The sequence below is a fragment of the Faecalimonas sp. genome (assembly GCA_029264305.1).
Taxonomy (GTDB): Bacteria; Bacillota; Clostridia; order Lachnospirales; family Lachnospiraceae; genus Faecalimonas.
Genome location: JARICA010000009.1, coordinates 130,794 through 157,313 on the forward strand (window position 1 = coordinate 130,794; position 26,520 = coordinate 157,313).

Below are 26,520 nucleotides of genomic sequence, written 5' to 3' on the forward strand. Positions count from 1 at the left end.
GTGAGTGAACAATTTAATGTATCATCTTCACCACATATACGATCAAAAACAACAACAGCAAATCTTATGTTGTGTGTAGTATTGGCGTTATTACCTACTGCGGCGTTCGGGATATATAATTTTGGAATACAGGCATTGGTAATTATATTAATTACGGTGGGATCAGCAGTTTTAACAGAATATCTTTATCAAAAATTTATGCATAAGCAAGTAACAGTTTGTGATTTTAGTGCGGTTGTAACAGGTTTACTATTAGCATTAAATCTTCCACCTACAGCACCGTGGTGGATGTGTGTCCTTGGTAGTGTTTTTGCCATCTTAATAGTAAAACAACTTTTTGGAGGATTGGGACAGAATTTCATGAACCCGGCACTGGCAGCTAGATGTTTTCTTTTGATTTCTTTCACAGGAAGAATGACAACATTTATTTATAATGATGCGGTGACAAGTCCGACACCGTTAGCAGAACTAAAAGCAGGTGGAACTGTAAATATTAAGAATATGTTTATTGGTAATATTGCAGGAACAATAGGGGAAACTTCAGTTATTGCTATTTTGGTTGGAGCAATCTTTCTTCTTATTGTTGGTGTTATCCAAATTCGTATCCCTCTTACATATATCATAACTTTTGTTATCTTTCTTATTCTATTTAGTGGACATGGATTTGATGTGAACTATATCGTGGCACATCTTTGCGGAGGTGGATTGATGCTTGGAGCATGGTTTATGGCAACAGATTATGTCACGGCACCTATTACTCCAAATGGACAAATTTTATATGGTGTCTGTCTAGGTATTCTTACAGGAATAATTCGTTTATTTTCTGGCTCAGCAGAAGGTGTTTCGTATGCAATTATTATTAGTAATCTGTTAGTTCCATTAATTGAAAAAATTACGATTCCTAAACCTTTTGGAAAAGGAGGGGCAAGATAATGAATAAAATTGTAAAAAATGCTCTTATTTTGACAATGATTACACTTGTATCTGGATTGTTGTTGGGTGGTGTGTATGAGATAACAAAGGAACCTATATATGCATCGAAAGAAAAGGCAAAACAAGAAGCGTATAAATCGGTTTTACCTACTGCTCAAAAATTTGAAGAAGACAAAACATTTGATACGAAAAAGACTGAAAAAATTTTAAAAGATAATAAAATCACAGGTTGTTATTTAAGCGAAGTTGCAATCGGAAAAGACAAAGCGGGAAAAGTGATAGGATATGCTATTACGTCTACTTCGAAAGAAGGGTATGGTGGAGAAATTCAAATTTCTGTTGGAATATCCACAGATGGAAGAGTAACAGGTATGGAAATTTTATCTATCAATGAAACGGCAGGGCTTGGAATGCAAGCAACAGAACCGACATTTAAAAAGCAATTTAAAAATGTGAAAACGGATAAATTTATAGTTAAAAAAGATGATCCGAAAGGGAATGTAGATGCCTTGAGTGGAGCAACTATTACAACAAGAGCGGTCACAAATGCAGTGAATGCAGGAATTTCATATTTTCAAGATGTGTTGGGAGGTAGTGTGAATGAATAAATGTATAGAACGATTATATAATGGTATAATTAAAGAAAATCCTACCTTTGTATTAATGCTTGGTATGTGTCCGACATTAGCAGTTACAACGTCAGCTGTAAATGGTCTTGGGATGGGACTTACTACAACAGTTGTATTAGTTATGTCCAATATGTTAATTTCTATGTTAAGGAAAATTATTCCAGATTCTGTGAGAATGCCTGCGTTTATTGTAATTGTTGCATCTTTTGTAACGATTGTACAATTTTTGTTAGAGGGTTTTGTTCCTGTTTTATATGATGCGTTAGGATTATATATTCCTCTTATTGTAGTAAATTGTATTATTTTAGGAAGAGCAGAGAGCTATGCATCAAAGAATCCGGTGCTACCTTCTGTTTTTGATGGTATAGGTATGGGACTTGGGTTTACAATTGGTTTGACAAGTATTGGTATTGTTCGTGAAGTTATTGGTGCGGGAAAAATTTTTGGATTTCGTGTTATGCCAGTATCTTATGAACCAATAACTATTTTTATCTTGGCACCAGGAGCGTTTCTAGTTCTTGCAGGTCTTGTTGCTTTGCAGAATAAGATAAAGTCTAATGCGAAGAAGAAAGGAAAAGAAGTTACTGAATCAAATTGCGGTGATGGTTGTGCGTCTTGTTCAAATCATAGTTGTCAAGGAAAAATATTTCCTGTAGAAAGTGATAAATAGGAGGGGACGAAATGAAAGAGTTATTGATTATTGCAGTTGGGTCTGCACTTGTAAATAACGTTATTTTAAGTCAGTTTTTAGGAATTTGTCCATTTTTAGGTGTGTCTAAAAAAGTTGAGACAGCGGCAGGTATGGGAGGAGCAGTTGTGTTTGTCATTACTATTTCGTCTTTCTGTACAAGTTTACTTTATAAATTTATTCTGTCACCATTACATTTTGAATATTTGCAGACAATAGTATTTATTCTTGTTATTGCTGCATTAGTACAGTTTGTTGAAATGTTTTTAAAGAAGATGATGCCACCATTATATAAAGCTTTAGGAGTGTATCTTCCATTAATTACAACAAACTGTGCGGTACTTGGTGTAGCATTGACAAATGTGAAAAAAGAATATGGGATTTTAGAAAGTGTAATAAATGGATTTGCAACAGCTTTAGGATTTACAATTGCTATTGTAATTATGGCTGGGATTCGTGAAAAAACAGAGTATAATGACATATCACCTTCATTTCAAGGAACACCAATTGTACTTGTGACAGCAAGTTTAATGGCAATAGCATTCTTTGGATTTTCGGGGTTGATTTAGGAGGCAGAAAAATGAGTATAACGGGAATAATAATTGCTGCTGTAATTGTCGGTGGTACTGGCTTGTTTATTGGTGCTTTTTTAGGAGTAGCAGGTAAAAAATTTGCAGTAGAAATAGATGAAAGAGAAGAAGCAATTGTGAATGCACTTCCAGGAAATAACTGTGGAGGTTGTGGATATGCGGGGTGCTCAGGTTTAGCTGCTGCAATTGTAAAAGGAGAGGCAGAGATTAATGGTTGTCCGGTGGGCGGAGCAACTGTTGCAGAGAAAATAGGAAAAATCATGGGAGTCGAGGCAAAAGAGCAGAAAAGAATGGTTGCGTTTGTAAAATGTGCTGGTACGTGTGAAAAAGCAACAAGAGATTATGTATATACTGGCATTGAAGATTGTACCATGATGAAAACTATGCAGAACGGAGGACCAAAATCATGTAATTATGGATGTCATGGGTTTGGGACTTGTGTAAAGGCCTGTCCATTTGATGCTATTCATATTGAAAATGGTGTAGCTGTAGTGGACAAAGAAGCGTGTAAAGCATGTGGAAAATGTATAGCGGTTTGTCCGCAAAATTTAATTGAGTTTGTTCCTTATGAGCAAAAGCATTTAGTGCAGTGTAATTCAAAAGATAAAGGGAAAGATGTTATGTCTGTATGCAAAGCGGGTTGCATAGGATGTAAGATGTGCCAGAGAGTATGTGAGTATGATGCGGTTACTGTGGAAAATAATATCGCGCATATCGATCCGGAAAAATGTACAAATTGCGGAGCGTGCGCAGAAAAATGTCCGAAAAAGATTATTATGTAAAAAAGAAAAATGGAGTCAAGCAATCAAATTGTTATGGCGAGATGTTAAAAACATTAAAAGCGCTCTTATTCTAATTTGCTTTTATTTTGCTTTTATGAAATTAATTTTACATAGTGGATGTCCGTTTGTAGCGTTAACTGGATTTCCGTGTGCAGCATGTGGATTGACAAGAGCGTTTGTTTACTTCATTAAAGGAGAGTGGATACAAGCTTGGAATATGCATCCGGCTATTTTCCCTATTATCTTTTTAAGTATAGCTTTTGTTGTGCAAAGGTATTTCCGTAAGAGTTCCCTAAAAGGATTTGAGAAATATGTTATTGTACTTATTGTAGGAATGGTAGTTTTATATATTTATCGTTTTATTACAAAATTCCCAGGGAATCCACCGATGTCGTATTATCACGATAATTTGATAGCATATATTGTGAAAAAGTTAAAAATGTGATAACATAAAAAGCAGAATATTAAAGGAGTTGGAGTTATGGAAGAAAATTATAACAATGAACAGAACAGTATGAATACTGTAGAAGAGAACGAGCAATACAACTATAGTTATAATAATACAGATTATAACTATAGTCAGCCTCAGAATTACAATCCACAAGGAAATGATAATGATGTTATGTCAGTAGGTGAGTGGCTTTTAACAATTTTGGCTACAATTATTCCTTGTGTCGGACTTGTTTTGTATTTGGTTTGGGCATTCGGAAAAAATGGGAATGCGAATCGTAGAAATTATTGTAAAGCATGGTTGATTTATTGGTTGATTCAGATGGTTTTAACAATTATCATTTTGATTGTTGTATTTGCAATTGTTATTCCGTCATCTTCACAATATTATTACTACTAAGGACAAAAATAAATGATACCCTCTTATTTTAAGATGGTATCATTTATTTTTTCTGAACAATGCAATTGATAGTCGTTTGTGATAAATACAGCTTCTACATTATCCAATTGATTAATTAACTGCATTCCTTTTTCTAAGCCCAAAGTGTAGCAGACGGTGCTAAGAGCATCTCCATCTGTAGAAGAATCAGATATAATTGTTACACTTAATAAATTGTTTTGTTTAGGATAACCAGTAAAAGGATCTAGGAGATGGTGGTAAACTTTATTGTTTTTCTTGAAATATCGTTCATATATTCCAGAAGAAACAACGGACTTGTCAATTACAGGAATAGAAGCAATAGTTTCGTTTTGGTCGGCAAAAGGTTTTTGTATACCAATGTGAAAGGGAGTTCCATCGGTTTTTGAGCCAATTGTCAGCACATTTCCACCAAGATTAATCATAGCGTGCTTTACTTGTTTACGCATAAGAAAATCTTTTAAGCGATCGGCAATATACCCTTTTGCAATTCCACCTAGATCTAAAGCTGAATGTGGGTCAAGAAGTTTGACGGTGTTTCCATTGATGACTATATTTTTATAATTTATATGTTTTTTTGCTTCATCAATAGAGTTTTTTGGAGGAATGATTCCTTTGTTATGTTTAAAATCCCAAAGATTACTGAGTGGTGCGATTGTAATATCAAAAGCTCCATTGGATAATTTGCTATAATTTAGACCTTTTTGGATCAATTTGATTGTTTCATCAGAAACTTCTACTGGGATTCCTGCACTTTGATTAATTTTAGAAATTTCACTATTAGGTAGGGTGCGACTAAATTTATTTTCATATTTAGAGCATAATTCAAAACAATCATCTAAAAGAGAGGAATCATTTGTTTCCCATATTCTGATTGAAATAAGAGTGTCAAAAAAGATGCCGTTTTTACTGATGGATTCATTTGTGGAAGCAGAGGTGCAACCACTTAGGAAAAGTAAGCAAAAAGATAGTATAATACTTATATAACAACGTTTCATAAATATCCTCGTTTCTGTAATTATTATAAAACAGTATATACTAGTTGGTATAAAAAATGCAATCGAACGTATGATTGCATAGTCTTAATGAATATGATAAAATAGGCAAGGAGAGAAAAACGATGAAAAAAAATGATTATAAATTGTTGGGAACTATTCTCGGTATAGCGGTTCTTTTGTTGCTTGGAAGAAGTTTGAAAGAAGATGGAAAAGCGAATATAATTCAGGTTGAAGTGAATGGTGTTTTGCGTGGAGAATATGTTCTTTCAGAAGATAGAGAAATAGATATTAATGGGACAAATCGTCTTGTTATTAAGAACGGAAAAGCGGATGTTATAGATGCAAAGTGCCCAGATAAAATATGTGTAAAACAAAAACCTATTTCGAAAAGTGGAGAAAGTATTGTATGTCTTCCAAATAAGGTTATTATTACTGTTGTGGAAGGCAAAGAAAATGAGTTGGATGCAGTGGTGAAATAGGAGGATAGCATGAAAAATAGCAAGGTGTATTTCGGAATGTTTACGGCATTGGCATTGATTTTTAGTTATGTAGAGTCACTTATTCCGTTTCATATAGGGATACCTGGAGTGAAACTTGGCTTAGCTAATCTTATTATTGTTATATCTATGTATAAGATGGAAAAAAAACAGGTATATTTATTGGCTATAACAAGAGTGATTTTAGCAGGATTCATATTCGGTAATTTATTCAGTATTATTTATAGCCTTGCGGGTTCGTTACTTAGTTTACTTGTTATGTATATGTTTAAAAAAAATGGAAAATTTAGTATTTTAGGGATTAGCATGGCAGGAGGAGTATTTCATAATATAGGACAGTTACTTGTCGCTATTATTGTTTTACAAAGTTTGAACTTAATCTATTATGCATCGGTGCTAATGATTTCAGGAGTGATTACAGGAATGATCATAGGAATAGTTTCTAGTGAGGTAATAAAACGGATTCAAAAAATTTGTTTATAGTTTAAAGAAAGGGAGAAATATATGATTTCTTACATAAAAGGCGAATTAGTAGCAATAGAAAAGGAAAAAGCAATTGTGGATGTAGGTGGAGTTGGGTACGGTATTTTTATGCCAGAACAATCTATGGGAAAATTACCTCCAATAAATAATGAAATAAAGTTACACACATATTTACATATAAAAGAAGATGCTATGCAGTTATATGGTTTTTTGACGAGAGATGATTTAAAAGTATTTAAACTTGTTATTGGAGTGAGTGGCATAGGGCCAAAAGGGGCACTTAATATTCTTTCAAATTTAAGTGCAGATGACTTGCGTTTGGCAGTATTATCAAATGACGTCAAAGCAATTTCAACTGCACAAGGCATTGGTAAAAAAACTGCAGAAAAATTGATTATAGAGTTGAAAGATAAAATGAGCATGGATGATGTTCTTGAACATATAGAAGTAAAAGAGAATATGACATCGAATATGCAAAATAATGGTTTACAAACCGAAGTGATACAAGCACTTGTTGCGTTAGGATATGGAAATACAGAAGCACTTCGTGCAGTGCGTCAAGTAGAAATGACAGAAGAAAGCACTGTGGAAACCATATTAAAACAGGCATTAAGATTTATGTTATAAAAGGCGGTAGAGTAAGATGGGTAAAAGAATTATTACGACAGAAAGTCTAGAAGAAGATTTGAAAATAGAAAATCATCTTCGACCTCAATTGCTAGAAGACTATATTGGACAGAAAAAAGCAAAAGAAATGCTCCGCATTTATATTCAAGCGGCAAAGGAACGAAATGAAGCGCTTGATCACGTTCTTTTTTATGGTCCACCAGGTCTTGGAAAAACAACATTAGCTGGAATTATAGCGAACGAAATGGGAGTTAATTTAAAAATCACATCAGGACCTGCAATTGAAAAACCAGGAGAAATGGCAGCTATTTTAAATAATTTGCAAGAGGGTGATGTGTTATTTGTTGATGAAATTCATCGCTTGAATAGGCAGGTGGAAGAAATTTTATACCCTGCCATGGAAGATTATGCCATTGATATTATGATTGGAAAAGGAGCAACAGCTCGTTCTGTCCGATTGGATTTACCAAAGTTTACTCTAGTAGGAGCCACTACAAGGGCAGGAATGCTTACGGCTCCTCTTCGAGATAGATTTGGAGTTGTGCAGCGTTTGGAATTTTATACAGAGAAAGAATTACAGACAATTATCATTCGTTCTGCAGGAGTGATGGGGGTAGAAGTGGATGGAAATGGTGCGATGGAAATGGCGAGAAGGTCTAGAGGGACTCCAAGACTTGCAAACCGTTTGTTGAAGAGGGTTAGAGATTTCGCACAGATTAAATACAATGGAGTGATTACGGAAGAGGCTGCAAATTATGCACTAGATTTATTGGAAGTTGATAAATATGGATTAGATCATATAGATCGAAATATTCTTTTGACAATGATTCAAAAATTTAAAGGAGGTCCAGTAGGATTAGATACTTTAGCAGCTTCTATAGGGGAAGATTCAGGGACAATTGAGGATGTATACGAACCTTATCTCATCAAAAATGGATTTCTTCATCGTACGCCTCGTGGAAGAATGGTTACATCATTGGCATATCATCATTTAGGGATTTCAGAGGAAAACTGTTAAAATAGTTGGATTTTTAATCTGAATGGTTTATAATAAGTAGAATACAATTAGAAAGTAATAAGGAGGTGTCCTATGACATCGTCAAAGAATCATACAGAAGTTTTAATAGGAGGAAAGGTATTTACACTGAGTGGAGTTGAAAGTGAAGAGTACTTGCAGAAAGTTTCTGCCTATTTGAATCGAAAAATGGAAGAATGTAGCAGCGTAGAAGGCTATAAAAAGCAAAGTGCAGATACAAAGAGCGTTCTTCTTGCACTTAATATTGCAGATGACTATTTTAAAGCGCAAAAGATAGCGATAACATCAGAATCAGATATTGAACTAAAAGATAAAGAAATGTATGACTTAAAACATGAACTAATTTCTGTACAGTTAGATTGTGAAAATGCTGAAAAGGAAATAGATAGATTGAAAGAAGAAAATACAGAATTACAAAAACAAATTGTAAAATTAGAAACAGAGTTAAAAAATCGTGGACAATAAAAGGCTGTCAGTAGACAGTCTTTTTTAAAGGAAACAGGTATGAAAAGAAAAATAGAAATTTTAGCACCAGCAGGATCGTATGAGAGTTTGAGAGCGGCAATTGCAGCGGGAGCAGATGCGGTTTATGTAGGTGGAAATCGGTTTGGAGCTAGGGCATATGCTGATAATTTTTCGCAAGAGGAGTTATTGGATGCTATAGATTATGTACATTTACACAAAAAGAAAATTTATTTAACAGTGAATACACTGTTGAAAGAGAAAGAATTAGAAGAAGAATTATATGAATATCTCTTACCTTATTACAAACAAGGCTTGGATGCGATCATTGTACAAGATATAGGTGTTTTACATTTTGTGAGAAAATATTTTCCGAGTCTTCCGATTCATGCAAGTACCCAAATGACAATTACTGGAGTAGATGGTGCGAAGTTTATGGAAGAACAAGGGGTAGAAAGAGTTGTAACAGCAAGAGAGTTGAGCTTGAAAGAAATTAAGAAAATTTCAGAAGAAACTTCTGTAGAAATAGAAAGTTTTGTTCATGGTGCATTGTGCTATTGCTATTCAGGTCAATGTTTGTATAGTAGTCTTTTAGGGGGACGAAGTGGAAATAGAGGACAGTGTGCGCAACCATGTAGACTTCCATATAAGGTGGATAAAAAGACTTCTTATGTGATGAGTTTAAAAGATTTGTGTACTGTAGAATTTATTCCGGATTTAGTTGAAGCAGGTATCTATTCTTTTAAAATTGAAGGAAGAATGAAGAAACCAGAGTATGTGGCTGCTGTTACATCAATTTATAGAAAATATGTAGATCTGTATATGGAAAGAGGAAGAAATGGATATTCTGTTTCACAAAAAGATAAAGAAATTTTAATGGACTTATATAATAGAGGCGGTTTTCATACGGGATATTATCAAACGAGAAATGGGAAAGAAATGTTATCTTTAAATAGACCAAATCATGCAGGTACAAAAGCTGTAAAAGTATCCAGTCAGCAAGGCAAAGAAGTATATATGCAGGCGATGACAGAATTGCATAAAGGTGATGTTTTGGAATTTCCCAATAAAGAAAATTACACGTTAGGCAAGAGTGTAAAGGTGGGAGAAAAATTTTCGGTTAGGTTACGCAAAGGAGAGCGAATTGTAAGAGGAGAAATAGTAAACCGCACCAGAAATGAAGAATTGCTTCAAAAGTTAAAAAAAGACTTTGTTGAAAAAAAGGTACAGGAAAAAATTAATGGGAAATTAATACTTTCCACAGAAAAAAATGCTATTATTACATTAAGCATGGATAATAGCGAAGTGACTGTGTATGGCTCGAGGGCAGAGCAAGCACTTAATCATCCAATGAGTGAAGAGAGAATTGCACAGCAAATGAGAAAGACAGGAAATACTCCGTTCGTATTTGAGTCGCTTGAGATTCTTTTAGAAGATAGCCTTTTTATCCCTATGCAAAAACTGAATGAGTTAAGAAGAAGTGGATTAGAACAATTAGAAAAAGAAATTTGTATAAAATATAGACGTAGCGATGAAAAAAAATTAGAAAAACAAGCGGAACAGGTGAGAAAGGAAATACGGAAGAGAAATACACTGTATGCTTACGTGGAGAAAAAAGAACAATTTTCAAAAGTGGTTTGTAACGAGTCTGTTGAGAGAATCTATATTGACTGTACAATGATAGAACATGCATGGGAAAATAAGATGTTAGAAGAAATTGTTTCTATAGCTAAGGTGAATAGAAAAGAAATATATTTTGCAATGCCGTATATTTTTAGAGAAGATACGAAAAAGAAATATAAAGAAATGTTTGACGCATCTATATTCGATGGAGTGTTAATAAGGAACTATGAAAGTTTTTATTATATAAGAGAACAATTCCCGCAAATGAGTATTGTTTTAGATGCTAATATGTATCAGTTTAATCGCGAAGCGAAAATATTTTGGGAAGAACAAAAAGTGCAAGATTTTACTGCACCATTGGAATTGAATTGCAGAGAATTGGGAAACTTGGGGTGTGAACAAAGTGAATTGATTGTATATGGATATTTGCAAATGATGGTTTCTGCACAGTGTATTCATAAAACAATTGGAAAATGTACACATCAGAGTGGGTATACTCAAATAACGGATAGATATAACAAACAGTTTACAGCAAAGAATTGTTGTGATTATTGTTATAATATAATTTATAATGCGGAACCATTAAGTTTACTTGAACAAAAAGATGATATTTTACAGTTAGATCCAAGAAAATTACGACTACATTTTACGATAGAAAATGGAAGAGAAACTGAAAAAATATTAAAGCAGTTCGAAGAAGTTTTTGTTAAGAATAAAGAAGTAGAGGAGTTTGAAAAGTCATTCACGAGAGGGCATTTTAAACGTGGAGTAAAGTAGGTGAAAATTTGGTAAATATTATAGTTGAATTATCCAAATATTTAATGATTATTTGTATAGCGATTTATACATATCTTTGTTTTGCAGTTTTTGGTTATGAAGATGAATATAAGAAGAGAAAATTATTAAGAAGACAGAATAGATTGATGTTTTCAATCCATTTTATGGCGTATTTAGTGTTATACTTAAAAATGGATGAGGTGAAAGTAATTGTTTTCTATTTTGTACAGGTTCTATTGCTTGGCGGAATAATTATACTTTATACGAAGATATATCCTAAAATCTCAAGATTAGTTGTAAATAATATGTGTATGCTTTTAACGGTTGGATTTATTATTTTGACAAGGTTATCTTTTCAAAGGGCAATAAAGCAATGTGTGATTGTAGCTGGTTCATTTTTGCTTAGTTTGGTGATACCAGTTATCATAAGGAAGATGAAAAAGTTAGAACAATACACATATCTGTATGCTATTTTAGGAATAGGAGCGCTTCTTTTAGTGCTTGTTTTGGCAAGTACATCGGGGGGAGCGAAACTTGGATTTACTGTTGCAGGAATCGGTATTCAGCCATCTGAATTTGTGAAAATTTCTTTTGTTTTTTTCGTAGCAAGCAGGTTACAACGTTCATCAGAATTTAAAGATGTGGTCATTACAACAATTATAGCAGCAGCACATGTTATTATTCTTGTTTTAAGTACAGATTTGGGGGCTGCATTAATTTTATTTGTTGTATATTTGATGATGCTCTATGTTGCAACTCGACAGCCGTTATATTTGCTGGCTGGAATGTCAGGAGGAGGAATTGCTGCCGTAGCAGGATATTTTTTGTTTGGACATGTGCGTACTCGTGTTGCTGTTTGGAAAGGACCTATTAGTCCTGAAGCGGCAGGTGGACATCAGATTGCACAGTCATTATTTGCTATTGGAACGGGAAGTTGGTTCGGTATGGGACTTATGCAAGGGGCAGCAAATAAAATACCGGTTGCAACAGAAGATTTTGTTTTTGCAGCGATTGCAGAAGAATTAGGATTAATTTTTGCACTTTGTTTAATGCTGATTTGTGTAAGTTGTTATGTAATGTTTCTTAATATTGCAATGCAATTGAGAAATACTTTTTATAAATTGGTTGCACTTGGCCTTGGAACATGTTATATTTTCCAAATCTTTTTAACAATTGGAGGAGTAACTAAATTTATTCCGTTGACGGGTGTTACGCTTCCGTTGGTAAGTTATGGTGGGAGTTCGGTGCTAAGTACCATTATGATGTTTGCAATTATTCAGGGATTATATGTATTTAGAGAAGACGAGGAAGAGATCATTGAGAGAAAAAAAGAAAGACAAAAAACAAAGAAACAACCGTCTGACAGACGACGATATTATGATTTTGAGGGAAAACGATCTGGACGCACGGCTAGAACGTCTTCCGAACAGTCGAGACGTAGAACAGGCGCCAAAAAGACCATCCACTAAAAAACAAGTACAGAAAAAGAAAAGACGAAAAAAAGTAACAAATAAAGAATTTGCAAGAATTACATACTTGTTTGTTAGTTTGTTTCTTATTTTGATGGGATATATTGTATATTTTAATGCATTTAAGGCGAAAACTATTATTAATAGCCCATATAATGTAAGGCAAGATCTTTTGGCAAACAGAATCATACGTGGAAAAATTTTAGATAAAAATGGAGAAGTACTGGCAAAAACGACAGTAGATGAAGCGGGAAAAGAACAAAGAGAATATCCTTATGGAGATTTATATGCGCATGTTGTAGGATATGCTTCAAAAGGTAAAGCGGGACTGGAATCAAAAGAAAATTTCAATCTTCTTACATCTAATGCCTTCATTTTGGAAAAAATCATGAAAGAGTTTAAAGGGGAAAAAAATATAGGAGATAACGTAGTAACAACTCTTGATACAAATTTGCAACAAGCAGCATATGATGCACTTGGAAATAATAAAGGAGCAGTTGTTGTTATGGAGGCAGATACAGGAAAGATTTTATCTCTTGTTTCAAAACCTACTTTTGATCCTAATTATGTAGCTGAAAATTGGCTGGAATTGAATCAAGATAAGGATAGTGTTATGCTAAACCGTGCAATGCAAGGGAAATATGCACCGGGATCTACATTTAAAATTGTAACTGCTTTAGAATATATGAGAGAAAATAAAGATTACAATTCTTATCAGTATAAATGTACAGGAAAAATTGAGCATAAAGGAACGGTTATTCATTGTAACAACAAAAAGGTACATGGAATGCAAGATTTGAGAAGTTCGTTTGCAAATTCTTGTAATAGTTCTTTTTCTAATATTGGCTTACAATTAGATATTTCTAAATATAAAAAAACTGCAAAACAATTACTTTTTAATAGAGATTTACCGTCTCCACTTATGTATAGTGAAAGCAAATTTATGCTATCTCCAAATGATCCTACCTCGGAGGTGATGATGACTGCCATGGGACAAGGAAAAACACAGGTAAGTCCATATCACATGGCACTAATTACTTCGGCTATTGCGAATGGTGGGAAATTAATGAAACCATACTTGGTTGATAAAGTTGTAAATTATTCTGGAACAACAGTAACAAAGAATATGCCAGAGGAATATGGGACATTAATGACGAGAGAAGAAGCGGCGCAATTAACAGAGTATATGAAAGCTGTAGTTGAAGAAGGAACTGCAAAAACTTTAAAGGAACAAGGATATTCTGTTGCAGGAAAAACAGGAACGGCAGAGTATAGTGTGGACAAGGAAAAAGTACATTCTTGGTTTGTAGGTTTTACGAATATAGATAATCCAGAGTTAGTTATTAGTGTTGTGGTAGAAGGATCAGATTCCACAGGAACAAAAGCGGTAAATGTTGCAAAAAAAGTTTTTAACAGTTATTATTAGTTAAAAGTTATAAAGAAGGAATTAGATGAAATTTTATAAAAATATATATGTTGGAGATAGTTTAAAAACAAGGAAAGAAAAGGTTATAGACAAATTAAAGAATGGTGAAGTGCAGTTTAGCTGTTATTTGATTGTACTTTGCGATAACCCGGTCGAGCAATTGGAATGTTATGATTCTATTTTGCTTTTACAGAAAAAGTGGATGCCAGAACCGTTACTTGTTGTTGGCATAGCATCTAGTTATGTAGAGGCATTAGAACTCATAAAGAGGATTGCCGAAGATACTTATCTTCGATATGGTGAAGCAAATTTACGAAAATATATTTTAGAAACGCAACAGGAATTTTAGGAAAGTAAAGTATAGGTGTTTGCATGCTACATATTTTATGTATACTACTAAAAATAATAGGAATATTGATTTTAGTTCTCCTTGGATTGTTTTTTCTTTTGACAGGGATTATATTGTTTGTACCAGTTCGCTATCACATAGAGGCAAAAGGTAAGGGTACAGTACAGTCTTTGGAAATGAAAATGAGATTTTCATGGCTGTTACATTTGTTATCAGGATATGTGTGTTATAGGGAGAAAAAGATTGAGTGGCAAGTGAGAACGGTATGGAAAAAATGGAATGTACCTGAAGTAGAGAAAATATCGAAAGTGGAAATACAACCTCAGAATTTAAAAGAATCTGAAGAATTTCAAAATCAAAAAAAAGAAAAGAAACAAGAGAAGATAATCGAAGAGACAAAAATACAACAATCCAAACCTGCAGTAGACAAAGAAGAAAAACAGCGGAGTAAAAAGGAAAAGGATTCATTTGCAAATAAATTTAAAAAATTATTTCAAAAAATAAAATGTATAATAAGTGATTTTTTTGATAAGATAAAATTACTTCGAGAGAAAAAAGATAAAGTGGTAGAGTTTTTGAAGAATGAAACACATCAGAAAGCGTGGAAAATTCTGAAAAAGGAGATTATAAGAACCCTGAAACATTTGAGACCAAAGAAGATAAAGGGGAAAATACGGTTTGGTTTTTCGGATCCATATCTTACGGGAAAAGTATTAGCGATAATTAGTATGTGTTATCCATTTTATGGAAATGAGATTTATGTTGAACCTGATTTTGAGAACGATGTTTTGGAAGGAGAAGTTAATATAAAAGGTCATGTAAGAGGGATATGTTTTTTGGTTGTTGTTTTTAATATTTTTCGTAGTAAAGAAATAAGGCAAACTTATAAAAATATGCAGTTATTTAAACTATAATTATAATGAATGGAGGAATCAGAATGGCAGAAAACAATTTTAGAAATACGGTAGATTCTCTTTTTAAAGGGATGAATAGTGTTATTTCATCAAAGACAGTGGTGGGAGAAGCAATTCATATTGGAGAAACAATTATTTTGCCTTTAGTCGATGTGTCTTTTGCAGTTGGGGCAGGAGCTTTTGAACAAGAAAAGAAGAATAGAGGAGCTGGCGGACTAGGAGGGAAAATGACGCCTAGTGCAGTTCTTGTTATCCAAGATGGAAAGACAAGACTTGTGAATATAAGAAATCAAGATACCATTACAAAAATTTTAGATATGGTTCCTGATGTAGTGGAGCGCTTTAGTAGTCAAAAAGAAGAGAAGAAAATGACAGAAGAAGATTTGGCAGAAATTTTAGATGAAAAAATTGATTCATAGAAAGATAAGTGTGTTCATACAATAAAATAAAAGTGTAGTTAGAAGTGTAAAATGAAGAGGTTAATTGGATTTTCGCTATTTTGGATAGGAATTGGTTTGCTAATTTCCATGTGTCTTTCTAGTATATTTTTAGAGATAGCGATTATTATTATTTGCTTTTTGTTGGGATATATATTGTTTTGTTGTGGTGGAAAATAAAAAATATGGCACAAAAAAACGAGGTGATTTTAAATCATCTCGTTTTATCATTGTGTAAAATTAAGCACGTTCAACTCTTCCTGATTTTAAGCAAGAAGTACATACGTACATTTTTTTAGAACCACCTTCAGTTTTAACTCTTACTGATTTTACATTAGATTTCCACATTTTTGGTGTTTTTCTATGAGAGTGACTTACGTTGTTTCCGAAATGAGCACCCTTTTCACAAATAGCACATTTAGCCATGATTGCACCTCCTAACGATATTAATAGCCATAATAGACTCACAACAATAAGTATTTTAGCAGAAAAATATAAAATATGCAAGGGTTTATTTTCCTCTTATTTAACTTTTCGGAAAATGTTGTAAAAAATGTTGAAACAGAGTATAATACAAATGTTAAGTATGTTTAAATCCAGAAAGAATTGGAGGTATAGATATGAAAGGTAGTATGAGTACAGACTTGGGAATTATTACAATTGATCCAGAAGTTATTGCAAAATATGCAGGTTCTGTTGCTGTAGAATGCTTTGGAATAGTTGGAATGGCAGCAGTAAATATGAAAGATGGTCTTGTGAGATTATTAAAGAAAGAAAGTCTAACACATGGAATTCAGGTATATATTTCAGAAGATAATAAAATTACTTTAGATTTTCATGTAATCGTTTCTTATGGTGTTAGTATTTCCGCTGTTACAGAAAATTTAATTAGTAATGTAAAATATAAAGTAGAAGAGTTTACAGGTATGTCAGTAGATAAAATAAACATCTACATCGAGGGCGTAAGAGTAATCGATTAGTTTAAGGAGGATTTTGTTGTGGCAACAAAAACAATAAATGCAGAAATGCTTGCCAAGATGTTTTTGTCTGGTGCAGGTAATATAGAGGCCAAAAAAGAATTTATCAATGAATTGAACGTATTTCCGGTTCCGGATGGTGATACTGGAACCAATATGTCTTTGACTATTATGGCGGCGGCAAAAGAAGTGGCAGGAATTGCAGAATTTGATATGGTATCGCTAGCAAAAGCAATTTCGTCTGGTTCTCTTCGTGGAGCAAGAGGAAATTCAGGAGTTATTCTTTCGCAGTTGTTTAGAGGATTTACAAAAGAAATTAAAGAACATAAAGAAATAGATACTGTGATTTTAGCGAAAGCTTGTATGAAAGCTAAGGAAACTGCTTATAAGGCTGTTATGAAGCCAAAAGAAGGTACAATTTTAACTGTAGCAAGAGGAATTGCTGAAAAAGCAATTGAATTAGCAGAAACTACAGATGATCTAGAAATCTTTATTCCACAAGTAATTGAGCATGCAGAGAATGTCCTTTCTCAAACACCAGATATGCTTCCGGTTTTGAAAGAAGCAGGTGTTGTAGATTCAGGTGGACAAGGATTGTTGGAAGTATTAAAAGGTGCATATGATGCTTTTTTAGGAAAAGAAATTGATTATAGTAAGATTACTCCAAATACAAGTAAGGGTAACTTGAAATTGAGTAATGATGTACCAGCAGATATTAAGTTTGGTTATTGTACAGAATTCATTATCATGACTGAAAAAGAATTTACAGAAAAAGACGAAAAAGAATTTAAAGCGTATTTGGAATCGATAGGAGATTCGATAGTATGTGTTGCTGATGATGAAATTGTAAAAATTCATGTGCATACAAATGATCCAGGGCTTGCTATTCAGAAAGCATTGACCTTTGGCCAATTGTCTAGAATGAAAATTGATAATATGCGTGAAGAACACCAAGAAAAATTAATTCGCGATGCAGAAAAACTCGCTCAAGAACAAGCTAAACAAAAGGAAGAAGAACCTAGAAAAGAAATGGGATTTATTGCTGTTTCTATAGGGGAAGGCTTAAATGAAATTTTTAGAGAATTAGGTGCTGATTATATTATTGAAGGTGGTCAGACAATGAATCCAAGTACGGAAGATATGCTTGCGGCAATTGATGCCGTGAATGCTGAACATATCTTTATTTTGCCAAATAATAAAAATATTGTTATGGCAGCAAATCAAGCACAGTCTTTAACAGAAGACAAAGATATTATTGTGATTCCTACAAAGACAGTTCCACAAGGAATTACAGCTATTATCAATTATATGCCTGAAATGGATGCAAAAACTAATGAAGAAACAATGCTTGAAGAAATTAAAAAAGTAAAAACAGGTCAAGTAACTTATGCAGTTAGAGACACCCATATTGATGATAAAGAAATCCATGAAGGAGATATTATGGGAATTGGAGATTCAGGTATTCTTTCTGTTGGAACTTCTATAGAAGAAACTACAAAAGATATGCTATCACAATTGGTGGATGAAGAGTCTGAATTGATTAGTTTATATTTTGGTCAAGAAATCTCAGAAGAAGAAGCAGAGAAACTTTCAGCAGAGATTGAAGAATTATATCCGGATACAGATGTAGATACACATTTTGGTGGTCAACCGATTTATTATTATGTACTAGCAGTAGAATAAAAAATATGACATTAGAAAAGCGATTCTTTGGAGTCGCTTTTTCTATTAAAGGAACAGGAAAAGAGTATGAATGAGTTAGCAAATATTTCAGAGTTAAAAGGTGTTGGTGAGAAAACAGAAAAATTATTTTATAAATTGGGTGTTTTTACTGTTGGAGATTTGATTCGGTATTTTCCAAGGACATATGACGTATACGAAAAATCAAAAGAAATATCTGAGATAGAAGAAGGAAAAATTATTACAGTTACAGGAACAATTTGGGGACCGGTTCAATTTTCGGGAACACGTACATTGCAGATTACTACTTTGACTTTGAAGGATTGTACAGGACAGTTAAAAGTAGTATGGTTTCGAATGCCTTTTTTAAAAAATACGCTTCGCTCAGGAAGCGTTATTACTTTGAGAGGAAAAGTGTCCAATAGAAAAGGAATACTGACAATGGAACAACCGGAAATATTTTATCCAAGCATAAAATATCAAGAGAAAGAAAATACGCTTCAGCCAGTATATCCTTTGACAGCAGGTATAACGAACAATACTATTACAAAGTTGGTGCGACAGATTTTAGAAAATCTAGATTTAAAACAGGAAATTTTGCCTGACTATATGAGGATGAAGTATCAGTTGGCAGAATACAATTATGCTGTAAGAGGAATACATTTTCCTTCAAATAAAGAGGAATATTATCATGCAAGGGAAAGACTTGTTTTTGAAGAGTTTTTGCTATTTCTTTTATCACTAAGACGACTGAAAGAAAATAAGGAAAGAACAGAAAATGTTTTTTCTTTTACAACTCCAAAAGAAATTGAAAAATTTTTGAATCAGCTTCCATATGAATTAACAACTGCACAGAAGAAAGTGTGGGAAGAAATTAAAGGAGATCTCGTTGGGAAAACTGCGATGGCAAGACTTGTGCAAGGGGACGTGGGTTCTGGAAAAACAATAATTGCTTTACTTGGATTAATGTTTGTAGGTTTGAATGGATATCAAGGAGCGTTGATGGCTCCGACAGAAGTATTAGCAAAACAACATTATCAATCTATATGTGAAATGTTTGATAAGTATGAAATTCCGTTACAAACAGAATTATTGACAGGCTCAATGACTTTAAAGGAAAAGAGATTGGTATATGAAAAAATTGAGCAAGGGGAAGTAAATCTGATTATAGGAACGCATGCTTTAATTCAAGAAAAAGTAAAATATAAGAAACTTGCACTTGTGATTACTGATGAGCAACATAGATTTGGGGTGAAGCAGAGAGAAAAATTAGCAGAAAAAGGGGAAACTCCACATATTCTTGTTATGAGTGCAACTCCTATTCCAAGAACTTTGGCGATTATTTTGTATGGTGATCTTGATATTTCTGTTATTGATGAACTTCCGGCGAACCGATTGCCGATAAAAAATTGCGTAGTAGATACATCGTATAGAAAAACGGCTTATAATTTTATGAAAAAACAAATAGGACAGGGAAGACAATGTTATGTAATTTGCCCCATGGTGGAAGAGAGCGAAACGCTAGAAGTAGAAAATGTGACAGATTATGCAAAAACACTTCAAGAAGAGTTGGGAAATCAAATACATGTACAATATTTACATGGAAAGATGAAGCAAAGACAAAAAGATGAGATCATGGAAAAATTTGCAAGAAATGAAATACAAGTATTAGTTTCTACAACAGTGATTGAAGTGGGAATTAATGTACCAAATGCGACTATAATGATGATTGAAAATGCAGAAAGATTTGGATTGGCTCAATTGCATCAGTTAAGAGGACGTGTTGGTAGAGGGGATTACCAATCATATTGCATTTTTATGACGGCAACAAAATCGAAAGAAACAAAAAAACGATTAGAAATTTTAAATAAATCTAATGATGGATTTTATATAGCAGGAGAAGATTTGAAATTGAGAGGACCAGGAGATTTGTTTGGTATAAGGCAAAGTGGGATTTTGGATTTTAAACTTGCAGATGTATTTCAAGACACAAAAACATTACAAAAGGCAAATGAAGCGGCAACGCAATTGCTTGAAAATGATCCCGATTTAGAGGCGAAAGAAAATGAAAATTTAAGACAATATTTACAGAAATATATGCAAAATATATTGTTGGAAACAACGCTTTAAATAAACGATTATATATAGAAAATACTCATAACAAATTTTATCAAAATAAGAAATAATTTCTAGTGTAATTTAAATAATATTCCACATACTATCTTTGTAACAAACAACAAGATGTTACAAAATATATTATATTATTTAAAGGAGGAAATTATCATGACAAGTCGTTCATCAAACAAGGCTGCTGTACCTGAAGCAAAAACAGCATTAGACAAATTTAAATATGAGGTAGCGAGTGAACTTGGAGTTCCATTGACTGATGGTTACAATGGAGATCTCACATCAAGACAGAATGGTTCTGTTGGTGGGTATATGGTTAATGTAATAGTCGCTGAAGGACACAAAGAGTTCAAACGAAATTTAAGATCAGTTGCAAATCACGCAAGGATAATTGAATATGATTATAGGATAACATTTTGAATTTAGGCTATATGCGTTACCAAAAGAAGTATACATATATTCTGTACCCCGTTCTTTTGAATATATTTTTCCATAAAAATACCGACCTCTCAATCGTTAGATTTTTAGTATAACTTTTTGAGGGAGGTGCATATTGTTTTATGTACTTTTTCTTGTTGTAAAAAAATAGTGAGAGTGATATTATATTTTTTAGGCAACTTTTTATGAAGAAAAGGAGAAGAAAAAATGAATATGTTTGTTGCGTTGATCTGCTTAATAGTTGGATTCGTTTTATTAGTAAAAGGGGCAGATTTTTTTGTTGATGGAGCCTCAGCCATCGCAAAACAGTTACATATACCAGCTATAGTTATTGGACTTACGATTGTTGCTTTTGGAACAAGTGCTCCGGAACTTGCGGTTAGTATATCAGCAGCTATGAAAGGAAGTAACGATATTGCTGTTGGAAATGTTGTTGGTTCAAATCTTTTTAATTTGTTGATTGTGGTAGGGGTGAGTGCATTTATTTATCCATTGCATGTAAAGAAGAGCATGATTAAGAAAGATTACCCAATTGCACTTATTGGAGCAGTATTGCTTGGAGTTCTTGCTATGGATACATTGTTTGGAAAGACAAGTATGGAACTTAGTAGAGCAGATGGAGTTATTCTATTGATTGGTTTTACTATTTTTATGTATCTTGCTATACGAGAGGGATTGAAAGGAAGAGCTGAACATAAAGAGAACGAAGAAAAAATAGAAGTTCAATATACTCTCGGAAAAAGTATTTTCATATGCATTATTGGTTTGGCAGGAATTATTATTGGTGGGAATATGGTTGTAGATGGAGCAAAAGAAATTGCTAGAGCATTTGGATTAAGTGAAGCTTTCATTGGTTTAACAATAGTTGCTTTCGGAACATCTCTTCCTGAACTTGTTACGTCTATTGTGGCTGCAAGAAAAGGAGAAAGCGATATTTCGCTTGGAAATGTTATAGGTTCGAATATTTTTAATATCTTTTTTATTTTAGGTGTTTCAGGAACGATTCTTCCAATGGCTGTTGCAAATACATATCTATATGATATTGCCATTTTAATTGTAGTTTCAATTATATTTTTCATTCCAATTTGCAAAAAACAAAAGGTGTCTAGAGCGATGGGAGGAACAATGGTAGCAACTTATATGGCGTATATGGTATATTTGTTTGTTAGATAAAGGAAACCAGTCACATTAGTGGCTGGTTTTTTGTGTTCAATTACATATTTCTTCTAGACAGTTGAGGAGTCGGTCATTGTCCGCTGGATTCATAATGCAAAAGCGAATAAATTCCCCATCTAATCCGGTAAATGTAGAACAGTCACGAATCATTAGTCCATTTTTAATTGCATGGACAAATACATCATTTGAAGTAAGATTATTTTTACAGAGTTTTAGCAAAATAAAGTTTGCTGTAGGTTCATACACACGTATAAAAGGAAAAGTGTGGAGCCTTTTACAAATACGTTTTCTTTCAGAAGAAATCAGAGAATGCGTTTTTTGTATGTAATCAGTATCGGAAAGAAGAAGTTCTCCCGCATAAGCGCCTATACTATTTAAACTCCAAGGGTTTTTAATTTTATTTAATTTTTCAAGAAGAGTGGAATTTCCAGTAATTCCATACCCAAACCGTAAACCCGGTGCTGCAAAAAATTTAGAAACACCACGGAGTACAATTAGATTGTCGAAAAGACTTATTAATGGCGTGGCAGTGGTTTCCGTAATATTGTCTACAAATTCTATATATGTTTCGTCAATAATAACAAAAATATTTCTTTTTTTACAAAAGGACAAAATATTCTTTAGTTGTTCCACATACAAAGTAGTAGAAGTTGGATTGTTTGGGTTGCACAAAATAAATAAATCAATATCTTTCTCCAATGATGTATATAAATTAGATAAAGAAAAAGAAAAATTATTTTCCGCAGGAAGAGGAAAATATTCTATTTTACCTCCAATAAGTGAAATTTCTTTTTCGTATTCAGAATAACTAGGAATAGGAAGTAAGACTTTTTTGGGGTTTAAAACTTGGATAAAAAGAGAAATTAATTCTGTACACCCATTTCCGACAACAATGTCTTGTGAAGAAACATGACAGTAGGAAGCAATTTTCTTTTTCAAGGAAGCATAATCTCTATCAGGATAAGAAGAAATAATATCAAGATTCTGAGCCAATTTATTTTTGACATTGGAAGATAAGCCAAGAGGATTTACATTTGCTCCAAAACAAATAATTTCTTCTTGTGGAAGATGAAAATATTCAGCGACCGCCTCTAAATCACTTCCATGGAATTGAGGTATTTTATTCATATAAAGACCACCTTTCTGATTCATATAAAAACTTGCCATAAATGAAATAATAATGCTATAATAATTTATTATAGCGTGAAATTGATGAAATGCAATGCAAGAAACAAATGAGTAGCAGGTGGATAGCATGAAGAATAAAATTAAGAGAATTTCAAAAGGAGATTTTGAAGTAATACAGCCAGACGTACAATTTTCGGAAACCCACATTATAATGCAAATTAGTGAAGGGGAAATTTATCAAGGAAGTTTTACGTTGAAAAATAGAAAAGACGAGGAGATTCGAGGATTAATTTATCCGTCTTCTTTTCGTATACAATTAAAAAATCAAGGATTTCAAGGGAATCCAGTGGAAGTGAATTATACCTTTGATGGAAGTGGAATGAAACCTGGAGATGTGGAAAAAGGAAAATTCACCGTGGTTTGCGATGGAGGAGAGTATGATATAGCATACACTGCAGTGGTAGAAAAACCATTTGTCATAACGGAATATGGAAAGGTGCAAACACTTAGAGAATTTAAAGAACTTGCTGAAATAGATTATGTTGAAGCTTGGAATTTATTTCGTTCAAAAAAATTTTCTGAATTATTGAAATATGAAGAAGAAAGAATAGTAGCCCTTTATAGTAATATGAGAAAATGGTCTCTAGATAAACAGGCTTTAGAAGAATTTTTAGTTTCAAGTAAACAAAAAGAAAGGATTTATTTGCTTTTTCAGGAAGAAGAGGCGATACTCTCTTATTATTCAGAAACAACTAAGGAAACAATCGTTTTGACAAAAAACACTTGGGGATATTTGCCAGTGAAAATTTTTGTGGTTGGAGAGTTTTTAAGTGTTGAAAAAAATCAGATTACAACAGAAGATTTTATTGGTAATGATTATTATTTGGAGTATATAGTTAATGTAGAAAAATTGCATGCAGGATATAATTATGGGAAAATTATAGTAGAAACTCCTTTTGAAACAATGGAATATCCAGTAACAGTACGCCAACAATCAATTCATACTGAAAAACATGGAGAAGAAAAGTTAATGTTTGGCTGTCTTTTAAAAAGTTACATGGCGTGTGTTTCGGGTAACTTGGAAATAAAACAGTGGACAAAACAAGCAGTAGAACTTGTAAAAAAATTACAGGAAATAGCACCGGATAACGAATTTTATGAATTGCTTATGGCACATGTATATTTAAGAGGTGGATGTAAAGAAGAAGGGAAATGGCTTTTAGAAAATTATAATTACAATCGTTTTGCTATTGGAAAAAAGACAGAACTGGGTTCGTATTATTTGTTTCTAACAGGACTTCTAGCAAAAGATGAGAGTTATATTAAAAAGGTTACAGAAGAATTAAATAAAGCTTATGAAAAACATCCTACATCTTGGCAATTGTTATGCATGTTGTTGAATGTAGATTTGAAGTATCGTAATTATAGTGAGAAAATTCGTGTATTACAAAAGCAGTTTTCAGAAGGGGCGAATCAAATTCCTTTATACATTGAGGCGTATCTTTGTTTTCAAGAAAAAAGTAGTTTGTTGAAAAAAATAGGGCAATTCGAGATGAAAGTATTAGATTTTGCCACAAAATACCGCATGATTACAAAAGAATTGGCGCTGTATACAGCGAATCTTGCCAGCCAGGAAAAAACTTATAAAGAAAATTTATATCAGATATTATCCCGTTCTTATTGTTTGTATCCTGAAAAAATGATTTTAAATGCGATCTGTACATTACTTATCAAAGGAGATAAGAAAGAAAATAAGTATTTTGTTTGGTATGATAGAGCGGTGACAGCAGGTCTTAGAATTGCAAAATTGTATGAATATTATGTAATGTCTGCTGATAAAGATAGGATGAACAAAGCATTCCCAAGAACTGTATGGCTATATTTTGTGCATGGAAGTTCTTTGGATTATAAAAATACAGCATTTTTATATGCGAATATATTAACATATGAGGATAAGAAAAGCAGATTATTTTTAAACTATTTTGAACAAATGGAAAGGTTTTCGTGGAAGCAACTTGAAAAAAGAAGAATTAACGAAAATCTCAGATTATTATATAAGTATTTCTGTAATGAACCAAATTTAAATATGGAGAGAATGAAAGCTATTTATGATATTTCTCATATATATCTAGTGAAGACAAATGCATCCCATATGAAATATGTGCTCGTTCTTGAGAAAAATGGCACAATCAGTCAGCGTGTTGCTTATGGAAAAGAAGGAGCGAAAATTTTATTATATCATAAAACGTCACGAATTGTATGGGAAGCAGATGATGGAAAATTTTATGCAGATTCTATTCAATATGAACTTACAAGGCTTTGTTTTGAGACACAGTTTGTAGAAATGTATAAGGATAAAGAAGATTTACTTGAAACAGGCGTGGAAGAAAGTAAAGAAAAATTGACGTTTGAAAATGTAAAAAAATACGGTGTTGATTATTTTGGGGAAGAAAAAGTTTTCCGTTTATGTAGTAAATGTATTCGGGAAGAAAACAAGGAAAATGATTACCTTACTTATCTCTGTTTTTCTCTTTTAAATAGAGGAGTATACGACAATATGACACTTCTTTATTTGGCAAAATATTATTGTGGTGCGACAAAAGACATGAAAAAAGTTTGGAATATTGCAAAAGAATATGGAGTTAAAAGTGATACACTTGCAGAAAGAATTATTACACAGATGTTATATACGGAAACGATGTTTAATGAAGAAAAATTTTTCATGGATTATTGTAAGGAAAGCAAATGTTCTCATTTAAAACAAGCATATTTATCGTATATTTCGAATGAATATATTGTAAAATCAAGAGAAATTAAAAAAGAAATTATAGAAGTGATTTTAAATGAATATGAAAAAGGAAATGAACTTCCAATAGTATGTAAAATTGCGGTAATAAAATTTTATGCAAGACATTCTTATCCAAAAGAATGGGAAGATAGATTAAAACTATTTTTACAGGAACTTTGTGAACAACAACTTATTTTTCCGTTTTATTTGGAGTATAAAGAAAAATGGTTACAGGAAGTTCTGCTTCACGATAAAATTATGATTCAATATAAAGCGAAAAAAGCTGGAAAAGTGAAATTATTATATAAAATAGGAAGAGATACTATTGTAGAAGAACTTCAACCTACCTATGCGAATATTTATGTAAAAGAATTTGTTCTTTTTGAAGGAGAAAGTTTATCATATAGTTTTCAAGAAGAAAAGGGAGAAACTATAATCTACGAAGAAAAGGGAGAATGCAGACAGCGAAAAAAAGTGGAACCGATTGGAAAATACGGACGTTTAAATGCTATGAATAAAATGGAGAGGGAGAAGCTGGAAAAAGAACTTTTTCAATACTGTTTGGAAGAAAAGATGGCAGAAGAATTATTCGAAATATATTAGAAGAAAGAGGGAGAA

Annotated in this window: 27 protein-coding genes and 1 pseudogene; 25 read left to right on the forward strand and 3 right to left on the reverse strand. The window is 32.9% G+C overall.

What is annotated here, in order from left to right:
* The 7 genes from ACY2U7_RS02785 to ACY2U7_RS02815 are packed head-to-tail and all read left to right on the forward strand — an operon-like array spanning position 1 to position 4,472.
* Positions 1 to 933 (forward strand): RnfABCDGE type electron transport complex subunit D, encoded by a 933-nt coding sequence (locus ACY2U7_RS02785; RefSeq protein WP_461815815.1) that lies wholly within the window; start codon positions 1 to 3, stop codon positions 931 to 933.
* Complete coding sequence (locus tag ACY2U7_RS02790; protein ID WP_461815816.1) at positions 933 to 1,541, forward strand: RnfABCDGE type electron transport complex subunit G; 609 nt, start codon at positions 933 to 935, stop codon at positions 1,539 to 1,541. Before ACY2U7_RS02785 ends, ACY2U7_RS02790 begins: the two co-directional genes overlap by 1 nt.
* On the forward strand, positions 1,534 to 2,232 hold the full coding sequence (gene rsxE, locus ACY2U7_RS02795) for an electron transport complex subunit RsxE (protein ID WP_461815817.1): 699 nt from the start codon (positions 1,534 to 1,536) through the stop codon (positions 2,230 to 2,232). The genes ACY2U7_RS02790 and rsxE overlap by 8 nt, the downstream gene beginning before the upstream one ends.
* Positions 2,233 to 2,243: 11 nt before the next feature.
* Positions 2,244 to 2,819, forward strand: a complete 576-nt coding sequence (gene rsxA, locus ACY2U7_RS02800) for an electron transport complex subunit RsxA (protein ID WP_461812046.1) — start codon at positions 2,244 to 2,246, stop codon at positions 2,817 to 2,819.
* A gap of 11 nt (positions 2,820 to 2,830) precedes the next feature.
* Entirely contained in the window at positions 2,831 to 3,622 is a 792-nt protein-coding gene (locus ACY2U7_RS02805) for an RnfABCDGE type electron transport complex subunit B (RefSeq protein ID WP_461812047.1), read from the forward strand.
* Positions 3,623 to 3,650: 28 nt separating this feature from the next.
* Complete coding sequence (locus tag ACY2U7_RS02810) at positions 3,651 to 4,067, forward strand: DUF2752 domain-containing protein (protein ID WP_461815818.1); 417 nt, start codon at positions 3,651 to 3,653, stop codon at positions 4,065 to 4,067.
* A 36-nt stretch (positions 4,068 to 4,103) separates the two neighbouring features.
* Positions 4,104 to 4,472, forward strand: coding sequence for a hypothetical protein (locus ACY2U7_RS02815; RefSeq protein ID WP_461812049.1), 369 nt, complete (start codon positions 4,104 to 4,106; stop codon positions 4,470 to 4,472).
* A 23-nt stretch (positions 4,473 to 4,495) separates the two neighbouring features.
* On the opposite strand, the gene ACY2U7_RS02820 is transcribed toward ACY2U7_RS02815, so the two are convergent.
* Positions 4,496 to 5,488, reverse strand: a complete 993-nt coding sequence (locus ACY2U7_RS02820) for an FAD:protein FMN transferase (RefSeq protein WP_461812050.1) — start codon at positions 5,486 to 5,488, stop codon at positions 4,496 to 4,498.
* Between the two features lie 122 nt (positions 5,489 to 5,610).
* On the opposite strand from ACY2U7_RS02820, the gene ACY2U7_RS02825 reads away from it, so the two are divergent.
* The 12 genes from ACY2U7_RS02825 (at position 5,611) to ACY2U7_RS02880 (ending at position 15,768) form a co-directional block, all read left to right on the forward strand.
* Complete coding sequence (locus tag ACY2U7_RS02825) at positions 5,611 to 5,967, forward strand: NusG domain II-containing protein (protein ID WP_461812051.1); 357 nt, start codon at positions 5,611 to 5,613, stop codon at positions 5,965 to 5,967.
* Between the two features lie 9 nt (positions 5,968 to 5,976).
* Positions 5,977 to 6,468: a Gx transporter family protein gene (locus ACY2U7_RS02830; RefSeq protein WP_461812052.1), complete on the forward strand. Its 492-nt coding sequence runs from the start codon at positions 5,977 to 5,979 to the stop codon at positions 6,466 to 6,468.
* 21 nt (positions 6,469 to 6,489) lie between these two features.
* Positions 6,490 to 7,095 (forward strand): Holliday junction branch migration protein RuvA, encoded by a 606-nt coding sequence (ruvA, locus tag ACY2U7_RS02835; protein ID WP_461812053.1) that lies wholly within the window; start codon positions 6,490 to 6,492, stop codon positions 7,093 to 7,095.
* A 16-nt stretch (positions 7,096 to 7,111) separates the two neighbouring features.
* A complete protein-coding gene (gene ruvB / locus ACY2U7_RS02840) occupies positions 7,112 to 8,113 on the forward strand; it encodes a Holliday junction branch migration DNA helicase RuvB (protein WP_461812054.1) in 1,002 nt (333 codons plus the stop codon).
* Between the two features lie 72 nt (positions 8,114 to 8,185).
* Positions 8,186 to 8,596 (forward strand): cell division protein ZapA, encoded by a 411-nt coding sequence (locus ACY2U7_RS02845; protein ID WP_461812055.1) that lies wholly within the window; start codon positions 8,186 to 8,188, stop codon positions 8,594 to 8,596.
* Between the two features lie 39 nt (positions 8,597 to 8,635).
* Positions 8,636 to 10,993, forward strand: coding sequence for a U32 family peptidase (locus tag ACY2U7_RS02850; protein WP_461815819.1), 2,358 nt, complete (start codon positions 8,636 to 8,638; stop codon positions 10,991 to 10,993).
* Positions 10,994 to 11,001: 8 nt separating this feature from the next.
* On the forward strand, positions 11,002 to 12,462 hold the full coding sequence (locus ACY2U7_RS02855; protein WP_461812057.1) for an FtsW/RodA/SpoVE family cell cycle protein: 1,461 nt from the start codon (positions 11,002 to 11,004) through the stop codon (positions 12,460 to 12,462).
* A 94-nt stretch (positions 12,463 to 12,556) separates the two neighbouring features.
* Entirely contained in the window at positions 12,557 to 13,888 is a 1,332-nt protein-coding gene (locus ACY2U7_RS02860; protein WP_461815839.1) for a peptidoglycan D,D-transpeptidase FtsI family protein, read from the forward strand.
* Positions 13,889 to 13,913: 25 nt separating this feature from the next.
* Positions 13,914 to 14,237: a hypothetical protein gene (locus tag ACY2U7_RS02865; protein WP_461815820.1), complete on the forward strand. Its 324-nt coding sequence runs from the start codon at positions 13,914 to 13,916 to the stop codon at positions 14,235 to 14,237.
* A 23-nt stretch (positions 14,238 to 14,260) separates the two neighbouring features.
* On the forward strand, positions 14,261 to 15,151 hold the full coding sequence (locus ACY2U7_RS02870; RefSeq protein WP_461812059.1) for a DUF2953 domain-containing protein: 891 nt from the start codon (positions 14,261 to 14,263) through the stop codon (positions 15,149 to 15,151).
* Positions 15,152 to 15,174: 23 nt separating this feature from the next.
* The gene (locus ACY2U7_RS02875; RefSeq protein ID WP_461812060.1) at positions 15,175 to 15,570 is read left to right on the forward strand and encodes a GerW family sporulation protein; all 396 of its coding nucleotides are present in this window, start codon (positions 15,175 to 15,177) and stop codon (positions 15,568 to 15,570) included.
* A gap of 51 nt (positions 15,571 to 15,621) precedes the next feature.
* On the forward strand, positions 15,622 to 15,768 hold the full coding sequence (locus ACY2U7_RS02880) for a hypothetical protein (RefSeq protein WP_461812061.1): 147 nt from the start codon (positions 15,622 to 15,624) through the stop codon (positions 15,766 to 15,768).
* Between the two features lie 60 nt (positions 15,769 to 15,828).
* On the opposite strand, the gene rpmB is transcribed toward ACY2U7_RS02880, so the two are convergent.
* Positions 15,829 to 16,014 (reverse strand): 50S ribosomal protein L28, encoded by a 186-nt coding sequence (rpmB, locus tag ACY2U7_RS02885; RefSeq protein ID WP_009320597.1) that lies wholly within the window; start codon positions 16,012 to 16,014, stop codon positions 15,829 to 15,831.
* Between the two features lie 194 nt (positions 16,015 to 16,208).
* On the opposite strand from rpmB, the gene ACY2U7_RS02890 reads away from it, so the two are divergent.
* The 5 genes and pseudogenes from ACY2U7_RS02890 (at position 16,209) to ACY2U7_RS02910 (ending at position 21,983) form a co-directional block, all read left to right on the forward strand.
* Positions 16,209 to 16,568 (forward strand): Asp23/Gls24 family envelope stress response protein, encoded by a 360-nt coding sequence (locus ACY2U7_RS02890; RefSeq protein WP_461812062.1) that lies wholly within the window; start codon positions 16,209 to 16,211, stop codon positions 16,566 to 16,568.
* 18 nt (positions 16,569 to 16,586) lie between these two features.
* Positions 16,587 to 18,248, forward strand: coding sequence for a DAK2 domain-containing protein (locus tag ACY2U7_RS02895; RefSeq protein ID WP_461812063.1), 1,662 nt, complete (start codon positions 16,587 to 16,589; stop codon positions 18,246 to 18,248).
* Positions 18,249 to 18,314: 66 nt separating this feature from the next.
* Positions 18,315 to 20,375, forward strand: a complete 2,061-nt coding sequence (recG, locus tag ACY2U7_RS02900; RefSeq protein ID WP_461815821.1) for an ATP-dependent DNA helicase RecG — start codon at positions 18,315 to 18,317, stop codon at positions 20,373 to 20,375.
* Between the two features lie 153 nt (positions 20,376 to 20,528).
* A pseudogene (locus ACY2U7_RS02905) lies at positions 20,529 to 20,720 on the forward strand (alpha/beta-type small acid-soluble spore protein); the annotation flags it as partial.
* 297 nt (positions 20,721 to 21,017) lie between these two features.
* Positions 21,018 to 21,983 (forward strand): calcium/sodium antiporter, encoded by a 966-nt coding sequence (locus ACY2U7_RS02910; protein WP_461812065.1) that lies wholly within the window; start codon positions 21,018 to 21,020, stop codon positions 21,981 to 21,983.
* Positions 21,984 to 22,019: 36 nt separating this feature from the next.
* On the opposite strand, the gene ACY2U7_RS02915 is transcribed toward ACY2U7_RS02910, so the two are convergent.
* Positions 22,020 to 23,114, reverse strand: coding sequence for a pyridoxal phosphate-dependent aminotransferase (locus ACY2U7_RS02915; protein WP_461815822.1), 1,095 nt, complete (start codon positions 23,112 to 23,114; stop codon positions 22,020 to 22,022).
* A 127-nt stretch (positions 23,115 to 23,241) separates the two neighbouring features.
* On the opposite strand from ACY2U7_RS02915, the gene ACY2U7_RS02920 reads away from it, so the two are divergent.
* Positions 23,242 to 26,505 carry a DUF5717 family protein gene (locus ACY2U7_RS02920; protein ID WP_461815823.1) on the forward strand — a complete coding sequence of 1,088 codons (3,264 nt, stop codon included), beginning with the start codon at positions 23,242 to 23,244 and terminating at the stop codon, positions 26,503 to 26,505.
* The last annotated feature ends 15 nt before the right edge of the window (positions 26,506 to 26,520 follow it).